At 75.5% G+C, this 13013-nt stretch carries 10 protein-coding genes; 8 read left to right on the top strand and 2 right to left on the bottom strand.

What is annotated here, in order from left to right:
* Positions 1–9 precede the first annotated feature (9 nt).
* Entirely contained in the window at positions 10–1341 is a 1332-nt protein-coding gene (locus ITJ48_RS03540) for a bifunctional o-acetylhomoserine/o-acetylserine sulfhydrylase (RefSeq protein WP_194612421.1), read from the bottom strand.
* Positions 1342–1534: 193 nt separating this feature from the next.
* Here ITJ48_RS03540 and ITJ48_RS03535 point away from each other — a divergent pair, with 193 nt between their 5' ends.
* Positions 1535–2311 (top strand): SDR family oxidoreductase, encoded by a 777-nt coding sequence (locus ITJ48_RS03535; protein WP_194612420.1) that lies wholly within the window; start codon positions 1535–1537, stop codon positions 2309–2311.
* On the opposite strand, the gene ITJ48_RS03530 is transcribed toward ITJ48_RS03535, so the two are convergent.
* Positions 2298–2900, bottom strand: coding sequence for a hypothetical protein (locus ITJ48_RS03530; protein WP_194612419.1), 603 nt, complete (start codon positions 2898–2900; stop codon positions 2298–2300). The two genes, ITJ48_RS03535 and ITJ48_RS03530, sit on opposite strands and share 14 nt — an antisense overlap.
* A gap of 900 nt (positions 2901–3800) precedes the next feature.
* On the opposite strand from ITJ48_RS03530, the gene ITJ48_RS03525 reads away from it, so the two are divergent.
* Genes ITJ48_RS03525 through ITJ48_RS16590 form a run of 7 tightly spaced genes read left to right on the top strand, consistent with a single transcriptional unit; the run spans position 3801 to position 13004 of the window.
* Positions 3801–4700 (top strand): glycosyltransferase family 2 protein, encoded by a 900-nt coding sequence (locus ITJ48_RS03525; protein WP_228506195.1) that lies wholly within the window; start codon positions 3801–3803, stop codon positions 4698–4700.
* Complete coding sequence (locus tag ITJ48_RS03520) at positions 4697–5674, top strand: glycosyltransferase family 2 protein (RefSeq protein ID WP_194612418.1); 978 nt, start codon at positions 4697–4699, stop codon at positions 5672–5674. The genes ITJ48_RS03525 and ITJ48_RS03520 overlap by 4 nt, the downstream gene beginning before the upstream one ends.
* Positions 5671–7008 carry a hypothetical protein gene (locus tag ITJ48_RS03515; protein ID WP_194612417.1) on the top strand — a complete coding sequence of 446 codons (1338 nt, stop codon included), beginning with the start codon at positions 5671–5673 and terminating at the stop codon, positions 7006–7008. Before ITJ48_RS03520 ends, ITJ48_RS03515 begins: the two co-directional genes overlap by 4 nt.
* Positions 7005–8786 (top strand): glycosyltransferase, encoded by a 1782-nt coding sequence (locus ITJ48_RS03510; RefSeq protein ID WP_370544760.1) that lies wholly within the window; start codon positions 7005–7007, stop codon positions 8784–8786. Before ITJ48_RS03515 ends, ITJ48_RS03510 begins: the two co-directional genes overlap by 4 nt.
* The gene (locus ITJ48_RS03505) at positions 8783–10663 is read left to right on the top strand and encodes a hypothetical protein (RefSeq protein ID WP_194612416.1); all 1881 of its coding nucleotides are present in this window, start codon (positions 8783–8785) and stop codon (positions 10661–10663) included. The genes ITJ48_RS03510 and ITJ48_RS03505 overlap by 4 nt, the downstream gene beginning before the upstream one ends.
* On the top strand, positions 10660–12072 hold the full coding sequence (locus ITJ48_RS16595) for a hypothetical protein (RefSeq protein WP_194612415.1): 1413 nt from the start codon (positions 10660–10662) through the stop codon (positions 12070–12072). The genes ITJ48_RS03505 and ITJ48_RS16595 overlap by 4 nt, the downstream gene beginning before the upstream one ends.
* Entirely contained in the window at positions 12069–13004 is a 936-nt protein-coding gene (locus ITJ48_RS16590) for a glycoside hydrolase family 16 protein (RefSeq protein WP_194612414.1), read from the top strand. Before ITJ48_RS16595 ends, ITJ48_RS16590 begins: the two co-directional genes overlap by 4 nt.
* Positions 13005–13013: the final 9 nt, after the last annotated feature.

Raw genomic sequence — 13013 nt, 5'->3', positions numbered from 1 at the left:
GGTGCGTCCTCAGGAGGTGCGCAGCGCCTCCTGCGTGACGGCGCGGGCGGCTGCGAAGCCGGCCTCGAGGTCGGCCTTCAGGTCGTCGACGTTCTCGAGGCCGACCGAGAGCCGGACGAGCCCGGGGGTCACGCCGGTCGTGAGCTGCTGCTCGGGGGTCAGCTGCGAGTGCGTCGTCGAGGCAGGGTGGATGACGAGGCTCCGCACGTCGCCGATGTTCGCGAGGTGGCTGAAGAGGCGCAGCCCGTCGACGAGGGCCCGGCCGGCGTCCACGCCGCCCTTGAGCTCGAACGACAGCACGGCGCCGACGCCGCGCGGCGCGTACTTGTTGGCGGCGGCGTACCAGGGGCTGGTCGGCAGCCCGGCGTACCAGACCGCGGCGACGTCGTCGCGGGCGTCGAGCCACTCGGCGATCTCCTGCGCGTTCTGCACGTGGCGCTCGATCCGGAGGCTCAGCGTCTCGATGCCCTGGATCAGCGAGAAGGCGCTGTCGGCGCTGTTCGAGGCGCCCAGGTCGCGGAGCAGCTGGACACGGGCCTTGATGACGTAGGCGAGGGCGTCGCCCACCGCCTGCGTGTAGACGGCGCCGTGGTACGACGGGTCGGGCTGGGTGAGCCCGGGGAAGCGCTCGGCATTGTCGCTCCAGGGGAACCTGCCGCCGTCGACGATGAAGCCGCCGATCACGGTGCCGTGCCCGCCGAGGAACTTCGTGGCCGAGTGCACGACGATGTCGGCGCCGTGCTCGATCGGACGGATCAGGTACGGGGTCGCGATGGTGTTGTCGACGATCAGCGGCACGCCCTCGGCGTGGGCCACGTCGGCGACCTTCTCGATGTCGAGCACGTTGATCTTCGGGTTGCCGATCGTCTCGGCGAAGAAGAGCTTCGTGTTCGGACGGACGGCTCGGCGCCACTCGTCGGCGTCGTCCTGGTCCTCGACGAAGGTGGTCTCGATGCCGAGCTTCGCGAGCGTGTAGCGGAACAGGTTGTACGTGCCGCCGTAGATCGACGACGACGAGACGATGTGGTCGCCGGCCTCGGCGAGGTTGAGCACGGCGAAGGTCGACGCGGCCTGGCCGGACGCGACGAGCAGCGCGCCGACGCCGCCCTCGAGCGCCGCGATGCGCTGCTCGACCACGTCGTGGGTCGGGTTCATGATGCGCGAGTAGATGTTGCCGTTCTCGGCGAGGGCGAAGAGGTCCTGCGCGTGCTGCGAGTCGCGGAACACGTACGAGGTCGTCTTGTAGATCGGCGTCGCCCTGGCGTGGGTCGTCGGGTCGGGTCGTGCCCCGGCGTGGATCTGCTGGGTCTCGAACTTCCAGTCGGGCGTCTCTGCGCTCATGGTGTGCTCCTCGTCCGGGTCGGGGGGGTGGTGCGGCTGCGGGCCACGGTACGGAGGCGCGGGGCGGGTGTCCACGGGCTCGGACTCGCGGCGTAACGGGCGACGTCGGTCCGCCGCGCTAGCGTGGGCGACGGCCGCAGGCGGGACGCGACGGTCACCACGGACGAGAACGAACGAACGACGAGGGCGGCACATGGCGAAGCGGGCACTGGTCACGGGAGCGAGCTCGGGCATCGGCGCGGCGACGGTGCGGCTGTTCCGGGCGCGGGGCTGGGACGTGCTCGCGGTCGCCCGACGCGAGGACCGCCTCCGGGTGCTCGCCGACGAGACGGGGGCGAGCTGGTTCCGGGCCGACGTCACGAGCGACGACGACGTCGCGGCCCTGCGCGCGCACGTGGACGAGACCGGCCCGCTGCACGTGCTCGTCAACAACGCCGGCGGCGCGTTCGGCCTCGACTCGGTCGAGAACGGCTCGGTCGACGACTGGCGACGCATGTTCGAGGTCAACGTCCTCGGCACGAAGCGCGCCGTGTCGGCGCTGCTGCCGGCGCTGCGGCGAGGGGCCGAGGAGGCGGGCGGCGCGGACGTCGTGACGGTCACCTCCATCGCGGGCCACGTCGCGTACGAGGGCGGCGGCGGGTACAACGCGTCGAAGTTCGCCGAGCACGCGCTCGTCGCGGTGCTCCGCCTCGAGCTCGCGGGGGAGCCGATCCGCGTCGTCGAGATCGCGCCGGGGATGGTGCACACGGAGGAGTTCTCGCTGGTCCGTTTCGGCGGCGACCAGGCGCGGGCCGACGCCGTCTACTCGGCGGTGGAGGCGCCGCTCGTCGCTGAGGACGTCGCGGAGTCGATCGTGCACTCGGTCGAGCTGCCCGCCCACGTCAACCTCGACCTCGTGACGATCAAGCCGGTCGCTCAGGCCGCCCCGTACAAGATCGCGAAGGGGCCGCTGCGGGTCAGCCGCGGCTGAGGCCGGCGCCGCTGCCGGCGTCGTCCTCGCGACCGGCCGCGCGCAGCAGGTCGGCCAGGTCGCCCTCGACGAGTCCGCGGATGCGCTCGTCCCGCCCGTCGTCGTAGCCCGGCGCAGGCGACGCCGCCCAGCCGAGCCGGTCGACCACGGTGCTGCCGACGTCGTCCCAGGCGCGCGACCTGGCCGCCTCGACGACGCCGCCGACGAACGCGTCGTCGTCGCGCCTCCTCGTCAGCTCGGCGGCGAGCGCCTTGGCGGTCGCCTCGCGGAGCTTCAGCGCCCCGGCGTCGTCGGTGCGGTAGTCGAACTGGTGGCGGGACTGCCCGTACGCGCGGCCGGTCTGGCGGCGCAGGCGCCGCACGCGGGCGGCCCCGTCGAGCTGCTGCTCGGCCAGGCGGGCCATGTCGTCGCGGACGACCTGGGTCGCCACGTCCTCGTCGAAGGGCAGCGCCTCCTGCAGCGCTCGTCGGATGACGTGGTTGGTCGCCGAGACCACCAGGGCCGAGCGGATGATCAGGAGGCCCTCGTCGACCGATCGCTCGAGGGCGGTGCGCTCGGCGCGGCGGCGCTGGCCGGGACCGTGGGGCACGGGTGACCTCCTGGGGCTGGATCGGGACGGGACCAGGCTAACGACGTCGGGTCGACCTCGGCCCACGCGCGTTCCCCGCGTCCGGCCGTCGGAGGCGCCTCCCTCCCGTGGGACGACGCGCCCGGCCCGGGAGGGTGACGCGTCCCCAGTTCGGGTGGTTGTCGAGCACACCCCGAGGGGCTACCCGGGGTACGTGCTGTCTGAGCGACGGCTCAGCGGCCGGGGGACACGCGGTCGGCAAATGTGCCGACCCTCGATCGGGGGACCGGCAGTCGTGAGCGTCAGCGCTGGGGCCGATACCGACCGCAGGTGGCCGCGCCGCAGAGGCTGCAGTCGCTGCCGCGTCGGTAGTGCTCGTGGGCCGCCTCGTCGTGGCCGCATCTGCACACCGGCTGGTAGCGGGGGGTCTCGTCGGCCATGTGCGACACCTGTCGTTCAAGTTGGGCTGAGCAGGGCCTCGTCGCCACCTGCCGGGCCCCGTCGGTCGGGATCGACGACGCCTGCGGCAGATCGTAGTCGGACGACGGCCGGGGGCGTCGGGGCGCACCACCCGGACGGGGGGACACCGCGGGTCGGCGGCGACGGCGCGCGGGGCCGCCGGCGGAGGGTGACCGGGGGGCGTCGGAGGCCGGGTGCCCCCCATCAGGGGGCAGGCGCCGTGCGAGACGCCGGATCTATGGTTCTCACGACCCCCGGCGGGGTCCGACCCGAATCGGCCCCGCCGCACGACGGACGGCCCGACCCGAATCGGCCGTCCGCCCGGGGGCCCGCCTACCCGAGGCGCGGCCTCCGTCCCGAGTGATCCCTCGTCGCCGCGCGGATCGCGTCGGTCCGTGGCGCCCCCCCGCGCCGCGGTCCGGCGCGCCCCGACGCGTCCGCCTACCCCAGAGGACCCGACCTTTGCGCTCCACGCCGCACGTCCCCGCAATCCCCGCAATCCCCTCCCTCCCCGCCGTCCCCCGCATCTCGATCGTCGTCCCCGCCCGCAACGAGGCCCGCAACCTCGAGGCCGTCCTCCCGACCCTCCCGGCCGTGCACGAGGTGATCCTCGTCGACGGCAACTCGGTCGACGACACCGTCGCGACGGCCCGCCGGGTCATGCCCGACATCGTCGTGCTGACCGAGACCCGCCGGGGCAAGGGCGCGGCCCTCGCCCGGGGCTTCGAGGCCGCCACGGGCGACGTCGTCGTGATGTTCGACGCGGACGGCTCCGCCGACGCCGCGGAGATCCCTCGCTTCGTCGAGGCCCTGCTCGCCGGCGCGGACGTCGCCAAGGGCAGCCGCTTCGTCCCCGGCGGCGGGAGCGACGACATCACGGGAGTCCGCCGCCTCGGCAACTGGTTCCTCAACACCGTGACGAACGTCCTGCTCGGCACCCGGTACACCGACCTCTGCTACGGCTACAACGCCTTCTGGGCCCACGTCGTGCCGGTGCTCGACCTCGTGCCGAGCAGTGCGCCCGCGCCGGCCGACGGCCGCATGCTCTGGGGCGACGGCTTCGAGATCGAGACGATCATCAACTGCCGCGTCGCCACCGCCGGCCTGCGGGTCGCCGAGGTCCCGAGCGTCGAGCTGCCCCGCATCCACGGCGAGAGCAACCTCGACGCCGTGAGCGACGGGCTCCGCGTGCTGCGCACGATCCTCGCCGAGCGGGGGCGCGGGCGTGCCGTCCGCCTCCCTGCGCTCGCTCCCGCGCCCGTCGTCGCCGCGGTCCCGACCTCGGCCCACGCGGCCGTGGCCGTGGCCGTCGTCGACGCCGTGGGCGCCACCGCCCCCTCCTCCGCCAGGATCGTCGCGTGAACGGCTGGACGCAGCGCGTCAGCGTCGTCGTGTGCGCCTACACGACGCGTCGCTGGGCCGACCTCCAGGCGTCGATCGAGTCCGTGCGGGCCCAACCGGAGGCGGACGAGGTCGTGCTCGTGATCGACCACGCACCCGAGCTCCTCGCCCTCGCCCGGGCCCGCTGGGACGACGTCGTGATCGTCGAGAACGCCCAGCGGCGCGGCCTCTCCGGGGCCCGCAACACCGGCGTCCTCGAGGCCTCGGGCGACGTCGTCGCGTTCCTCGACGACGACGCCGTCGCGGAGCCCGACTGGGTCCGCCTGCTCGTCGAGCCCTTCGTCGACCTCGACGTCGTGGGCGTCGGCGGCCGCGCCGAGCCGGTCTGGCCCGAGGGAGGCCGCCGCTTCTACAGCGACGAGCTGCTCTGGGTCGTGGGCTGCAGCTACGCCGGCCTGCCCGAGGGGGACGCCGACGTCCGCAACGTGCTGGGCTGCACGATGGCGTTCCGCCGCTGGGACCTGGTCCAGGCGGGCGGCTTCGACCTCGACACCGGTCGCGTCGGGCGCATCCCGCTGGGCTGCGAGGAGACCCAGCTCTGCATCCGCCTCCGCCAGGACGACCCCGACGCCCGCATCGTGCTCCGTCCTGCGGCCCTCGTGCAGCACCGGGTGACGCCCGACCGCGTGACGTGGTCGTACCTCCTGCGCCGCGGCTTCTTCGAGGGCGTGTCGAAGGCCGCCCTCTCCCGCGAGCTCGGCCGGGAGGACTCGCTGTCGACCGAGTCGCACTACCTCGCGCGCACCCTGCCGGGCGCCGTGCTGCGCGAGCTCGGCCTCGTGGGCCGAGGCGGGCTGCGTCGTGCGGCCGCGATCGTCGCCTGCGTGGCGGCCACCGTGGCCGGCTGGGTCCTCGGCACGGTCGCGGGTGCACGCCTCGGAGGCGCGGGCTCGATCGCCGAGACCGCCGACCTCCTCGAGCGGGCCGGCCGATGAGCGCCGCGCCCCTCGTCGGCGCGGCCCCGACGGGCGTCCCTCCCCGTCCTGCGCAGGAGGCGCCTCCCCGGCCGTCCGTCGGACGTCGCGTCACGCGCGACTCCCTCTGGATCCTCAGCGGCTACGCCGTCACCTCCGGCGCCGGCTTCGTCTTCTGGATCGTCGCGGCCCGCACCGTCTCGCCCGAGCGCCTCGGCGTCGACACGGCCGTCTACTCGGCCGTGACGGCCGCCGCGGCCATCGCGTCGAGCGGGGTCGGCAACGCGCTGCTCGTCACGATCTCGAGCGACGGCCGGCACGGGGCCTCGGCCCTCCGGCTGGGGCTGGCGATCGCGGCCCTCGTGGCGCTGGTCGCCGGCCTCGGGGCAGGGCTCGGGGTCGCGGCCCTCGTCGACCCGGGCGCCTCGCCGGTCGCGACCGTCGTGGCCGTGGCTCTGGCGGTCGTCGTCTGGACCGCCTTCGTCCTCAAGGACCCGGTGCTCACGGCCCTCGGGGCGGCCAAGTGGCTGCTGCTCATGAACGGCCCCGTCAACGTCGTCAAGCTCGCGGTGCTGCCGGTCGTCGTGGTGGCCCTCGGCACGCTCGGCTCGCCCATCGTGGTGGCGGCCCTGCTGCCGGCGACCGTCGCCGTCGCGATCGCGTGGGGCGTGCTCGTCCCGCGTCGCCTGGGCGTCGTGGTCGGCGACCGTGCGCCCCTCGCGCTCAGCGAGCCCGAGCGCCGGTCGTTCCGTGCCTTCGTGCTGCGCGACGGCACGGCCAACGGCCTGTACATGGGAGGCGCGCTCCTGCTCCCGTTCGTCGTCACGACCTTCGCGGGCGCCTCGGAGGGCGCGCTGTTCGCCCTCTGCTTCCAGATCGGCCTCGTGCTCGACCTCGTCGTCGTCAGCGTGGGCACGTCGCTCATCGCCCACGCGTCGAGCGAGCAGGGCCTCGTCGGCGCCGTCGCGTTCCGCACCTGGCTCGTCGTGCTCGGCGTCGTCGCGGTCGCGGCCACCTGCCTCGTCGTGGCCTCGCCCCTGCTGCTGTCGCTGCTCGGGCCGTTCTACGCGACCCCCGAGGGGTCGCTCGTCCTGGCCCTGCTGGCTGGCGCCTCCGTCGTCCGCACGGCCTACGAGGTGTGGGGCTCGCAGCAGCGTGCCCGACGCCGGACGACCCCCGTCCTCGTCTGCAGCGTGGCGTCCACCGCCGTGCTCGTCCCCGGGGCCGTCCTGGCCGCCGGTGCCGGGGGCGCCGTCGGCGTCGCCGTCCTCGTCCTCGGCGTCACCCTCGGCCTCGCGGTCGTCGGCGTCGTCGGCCTGGCGCGTTCGCGCCGTGTCCTGGAGGTGGCCTCGTGACCCACGGCCTGCTCACCCGTCCGATGTCCAGCCCCGTCGCGCCCGCCTGGAGCGGCGCCGTCTGGGTCGGCGAGCTGGATGCGGATGAGGTGGCGTACACACCCCTCGACCGCTTCCGCCTCGTCGACCACGAGGGCTACGCCACGGCGCGGTTCCTCCTCCGCCGTCGGCACACCGTGCTCGGCTTCGTCGAGGCGCCCGTCGTCGGCGGCACGGTCGACGTGGCGGTGCTCCGGGAGGGGCTCCGCGCGCTTCCCCGGGTCGAGGACGTCGCCGAGCCCGCGCGGCTGTCGCGCGTCACGGTGGTCATCTGCACCCGGGACCGCCCCGACGACCTCCGGTCGGCCCTGACGAGCGTGCTCGCGCTCGACCACCCGTCCTTCGACGTCGTCGTGGTCGACAACGCGTCGCGCACCGACGACACGCGCCGCCTCGTCGAGACCGAGTTCGACGACGCCAGGGTCACCCTCGTCGCCGAGGCGCGACCCGGCATCTCGAACGCCCGGAACGCGGCCCTCCGCCACGTCACCGGCGACCTGGTCGCCTTCACCGACGACGACGTGGTCGTCGACCGGTGGTGGCTGCGGCGCCTCGAGGCAGGGTTCGCCCTCGCCCCCGACGTCGCCCTCGTCTCCGGCCTCGTGCCGAGCGGCGAGCTGCGGACGCCCGTGCAGCGTTACTTCGACGACCGGGTCTCGTGGGCCGGCAACGTCCGCACGGCCGTCTACCGCCTCGCCGAGCAGCCGCGCGACCTGCCGATGTTCCCCTTCTCGGTCGGCGAGTTCGGCACCGGCGCGAACTTCGCGCTCACCCGGGCCGCTGCCCGCGAGCTCGGCGGCTTCGACCGCGCCCTCGGCGTCGGCACGCCGACGAACGGGGGAGAGGACCTCGACGTCTTCGCCCGCACGCTCTTCGCGGGCCACGCGCTCGTCGTCGAGCCGTCAGCGTTGGTCTGGCACCGCCACCGGTCGGACGTGGCCGCCCTGCGTAAGCAGTCGGTCGGCTACGGCACCGGTCTCGGAGCCTGGCTGACGAAGGTCGCCGCCGACGGCCCCATGCGACGGAAGGCGGCGACCCGGGCCCCTCGGGCGCTGGTGCGCCTGCTCTCCAAGGGCGGAGGGGGCCTCGCCCAGCCCGACGTGGCGGTGCCCGCCGACGGGACAGCCGCGCCCGAGGCCGTCGCCCGGGCCCGCGCCGAGGCGGTCGCGGCCGCCGAGCTCGCCCGCGAGGTGTCGCGGATCGGCTGGCTCGAGCTCGCCAGCGTGCTGCGCGGACCCGGCCTGTACAGCCGCGAGCTCAGGGCGGTCGCCCGCCGTGAGGCCGAGGAGGCGGCGCTCGACGACGAGGACGGCCCGGACCCCGAGGCGGGCGGGGCGCGCACCACGCACCCGGTCCGCTCGGAGGCCGACGTGCGCCGTCTCGCCGCCCGTGCCGCCGTGCTCTCCGGGGCGGCCGCCCTCGTCGCCGCGCCCGGGCTGCTGCCGTCCTGGCTCCAGCTGCCCCTGGTCGCGGCAGCCGTGCTGATCGGCCCGGGAGCGGTCCTCGCGTCGTGGCTGCGCCTCCGTCGCTCGGCCGCGGCCGTCGTCGTGCCGGTCACCGGGCTCTCCCTGATCGTCCTGCTCACGACGGGGGCCGCGACGACCGCGCTGTGGTCGCCACGGCTCGTGCTCGCCGGCCTCGGGGTCGCGCTCGTCGTCGCGGGCGCCCTCCGCCTCGCGAGGCTGAGCGCCGGCAGCGGTCGCCGGGTCGCGCGGGTCGTCGGCGGGACCGCCTCGTGACCGACCTGCTCGACCGTGCCGCAGCGCCGGGCGCCCGACGGGACGAGGAGGTGCGGCGCACCGTCCCGGGACGCGTCGCCCGCACCGCTCGCGTCGCCCGCACCTCCGAGGCGGTCCGCACCCACCTCACGCCCGCCCGCCTCGTGATGGCTGTCGCCGTCGCCCTCTGCCTCGCGTCCCTGCCCGCGATCCCCGAGGCCCGGCACACCACCTTCGGCCTCCTGCTCAGCACGGTGCCCGGAGTCCCGGCGTCGATCGCCCTGTCGGCCGTGGCGGCGGTCCTCGCCCTGCGGGGCCGACGTGCCTCCGACCGGGTGCTGGCGCTCGCCGTGTCGCTGGCCTGCCTGAGGCTGCCCACCGCGCTCGGCACCGCCGAGCCGATCTACGGCTGGACGTACAAGCACCTGGGGGTGATCGACTGGGTCCAGCAGCACGGGTCGGTCGCCACCGGGGTCGACATCTACGGCGGCTGGCCGGGGGCGTTCAGCGCCGTCGCCTGGTTCTGCACGGTCACGGGGACGACGCCGATCGCCCTGGCCCAGTGGTTCGCCGTCCTCGTCCAGGCCTTCGCCGTCCTCGCCGTGTTCTCGCTCGCCCGGGGCCTCGGACAGACCCACCGGCAGGCGTTCGTCGCCGCGTTCCTCGCCCAGGCGCTGGGCTGGGTGGGGCAGGACTACCTGTCGCCGCAGGCCGTCGGCTGGGTGCTCGCCCTCGGCGTGCTCGTCCTGCTCGTGCACAGCCGTCGTCGCCCGGCGCTCGGACTGCTCGCCGTCGTGCCCTTCGCGGCGGTGGTCGTGACCCACCAGCTGACGCCGTACTGGCTCGTCCTCGCCGCGCTGGCCCTCGGGGCGCTCGGCGTCGTCCGCCCGCGGTGGCTCGGCCTCGCCTTCGCGCTCGCCGCCGGGGGCTGGCTGCTGCTGCACACGGCCGACCTCGGCTCGTCGGCGCTGTTCTCCGGGGCCGACCCGCTGGCCAACGCCCGGACGCCTCAGACCGGCGCGGGCAGCACCGGCCAGACCGTCACCTCCCTCGCTGCACGCGGCACCGCGGTCGCGCTGTGGGCGCTCGCCGGGGGCGTCGCGGGCCACGGGGTGCTGGCCGGGCGGCTGCGCCGACGAGCGTCCCGCGTCGTCGACCGTCGGCTCGACCCGCGAGCCGTGGCGCCACGCCAGCACTTGCTCGTCGCGGCGGTGCTCGCCTTCGCGCCCTTCGGCCTGCTCGCCGGCCAGAGCTACGGGGGAGAGGCCCTCTTCCGGGTGTACCTCTACTCGCTGCCCGGCTGCGTCGTGCTCGTCGCGCCGCTGGTGACGCGCCTCCTCGTGCCGCGCGCGCCCGGCGCTCCCCGCGCCGTGGTCCCGCTCGTCGCGGCCGTGCTGGTGGTCGCCGCGGCGCTCGGCAGCGCCCAGGCCTACTACGGCGGCTGGTTCGCCAACGTTGTGCAGCCGCGCGCCGTCGAGGTCGGCAGCGAGCTGCTGCGGACCATGCCGGTCCCGTCCCGCCTCCTCAGCCCCGTCCCAGTCGGCCCCGGCCGCATGGTGGGCGAGTACGTCGCCCAGGCCGCGGCCGACCCGCTCTACGACGCGAGCATGACGACCTGGGAGGGCTGGCTCGGCGAGTCGTTCGACGACCCCGCCGTCGAGCGCGACCTCACGAGCGACCTCGTGTTCGAGGGGGAGCCCACCTACCTCCTTTTGACCCAGCAGATGCGCGACTATGGCGACCTGTACGGCCTCTACCCCGAGGGCGCCCTCGACCGGTTCGCCGACCAGCTCGACGCCGACGACCGCTGGACGAGCGTCGTCGACGACGGCGGCGTGCAGCTCTGGGTGCTCGAGGGCACCAGCCCCGCCGCCCCCGACCGACAGGACCGATCGTGACCGTCACGCAGCCCCGCCCCCACGACGTCCCGGAGGCGCCCCGCCAGCTCCGGATGCCGCCCCTCGACCGCCTCGCCGCCTCCTGGCACGTGCTCAGCCGGCTCGGCCCGCTCGAGCTGCCGACCCGCGACGCGCTCGTGGAGGCGCTCCGGCGCGTCGCCTCCGTCGGCCCGGACGCCCGCGTCGGGCTGCTCCCCGGCCGGCCCGGGCACTGGACCTGGGACGCGACCCGGCTCGACGCGGCCGTGCAGCGCATGGTCGTCGTCGACGAGACCGGCGAGCTCGGCCGGCTCGACGCGTCCGCGGCGCTCTCGGCGCTCGCCGACCGGGTCGACCGCTCGCTGCCGGTGCAGTTCGTGCTCTCCGGCCAGCACCTCCTCGCCGTCTACGACCACGCCGTGGTCGACGCCCGCTTCACCGCGGCCCTCCCCGGCGCGCTGATCGACCTCGCCGCGGGCTCGGCCGTGCCCGAGTGGATCACCGCGGTCGGGGCGCGACGTCCGCTCGTGTCGGCCCTCGTCGCGACCTTCGTGCGCCACCCGCGTCGTGTGCTCGACCTCGTCGCCAGCAGGGCCGCCAGCCGAGGAGTCGCCCTGCCGGCCGTGCCCCACGCCGACCCACCGTGCGACGTCCCCGTCACGCCGGCTCGCCCCGTGCCGGTCCAGGCGGCGACCGGTACGGCCCCGCACCGCGTGGCCGTCGTCCGCGCGGAGGGCACGGCCGAGGCGTACCGGGCGCTTCGCCGCCGCCTCCGCGAGGTCGACCCGGCCCCGTCGTTCGCCGCCGCGGTGCTCGTGATGCTCCGCCGTGCCCTGCTCGACGAGGGGGTCGACCTCGACCCGCTGAGCGACGTCGTCTACGACGTGCGGCAGTGGCTCGACGGGGACGACCAGGTGCCCGGCAACTTCGTCACAGCTCTACCGATCGGCGGCGGCCTGGACGCCTTCGCCGTGGAGAGGGCCCTGCGGGCGACCGTGTCGTCGGGGCGTCCGCTCGCCGCCCTGGCGATCGGCGCGGCACGCGAGACTCTGAGGCCGCGCCGAGTCGCGGTCTCGCGTGCCGCGGCGACGGCGACGGCGTCCGACGGGCCCGGGCCCTCCCCGGCCCGTCCCGGCAGCGTGCCCGCGCGCATCTCGCTCAGCTCGGTCGGCGTCGTCCGCTCGATCCAGCGCCTGCCGTGGGTCCGCGAGGGCCGCCCCGCCGAGGCGGCCTACGCCGTCGACCCGGTCGGCCCCGGCGCGGTCAGCGTGCAGCTGCTCATCGTCGACGGGGTGGTCCAGGTGACCGTCGCGCTCGGGGCGGGCGCCCCGTCGCCCGAGGTCGTCGAGCGGGCGGCGCGTCGGGTGCTGACCGAGCCGGTCCTGCTGCTCGACGCGCTGGGCGTCGGCAGAGCCGACGAGGCGCGGTGAGCCGACACGCTGGCCGCGGGGACGACGGCCCGGTCCGCCGCTCGGTCCGCCGCGCGGCCAGCCGCCGAGCCGCCCGGCGCGCAGGCCGCATCGCGGTGCGCCCCGCCGTGGTCGCAGGCGTCGTCGCCGCCTGCTCGGGCGGGCTCGCGCTCGTGCTGGTCGCCGCCTCCGTCGTCGTGCCCGTCGTCCGCGCAGCGACCGGCGAGGGCGACCCGCTCGGCGGGGCGTCGTGGTCCGACGACTTCGACGGCCCGGCGGGCACGCCGCCCGACGCCGCGTCGTGGACGGCGCAGACCGGCGCGGGCGGCTGGGGCAATGACGAGCTGCAGACCTACACGGCCGACGCCGCCGTGCTCGACGGCGACGGGCACCTCGTGATCACCGCCGCCCTGGGCGCCGACGGGTCGGCCACCTCGGGCCGGATCACCACGCAGACGAAGCGGTCGTTCGGCGCCGGCACGGTGGCGGCGCGCATCCGCCTGCCCGACGGCACCGGCCTGCTGCCGGCCTTCTGGCTGCTCGGCGACTCGGTCGACACCGTCGGCTGGCCGGCCGCCGGCGAGGTCGACGTCGTCGAGACCCCGTTCTCGACCGGGAAGTCGACCCACCTGCTGCACGGCGGCACGCTCACCGCGCCGACGACCGACTCGCAGGCCGGGGGAGACGCGGTCCACGACGTCCGCTTGTCCGACGGCTTCCACGTCTTCGCTGTGACTCGCACCGCCGACGCCGTCACCTGGACGATCGACGACGAGGAGGTGCAGCGCGTCGACCGCGCATCCACGCCGGACGGGCTGCGGTGGGTCTTCACGCAGCCGTTCCACGTGCTGTTCTCCCTCGCCGTCGGCGGCCGCTGGCCGGGCTCGCCCGACGAGACGACGCCCGCTAAGAGCCGCATGGTCGTCGACTGGGTGCGCGCGACGGAGGGGTAGCTAGCGTGG

Origin of the sequence: Frigoribacterium sp. VKM Ac-2530 (genome assembly GCF_015350835.1) — a bacterium.
Taxonomy (GTDB): Bacteria; Actinomycetota; Actinomycetes; order Actinomycetales; family Microbacteriaceae; genus Frigoribacterium.
The sequence above is the reverse complement of the archived record's forward strand: the minus strand, read 5'-3'. Positions and strand labels throughout refer to the sequence as shown.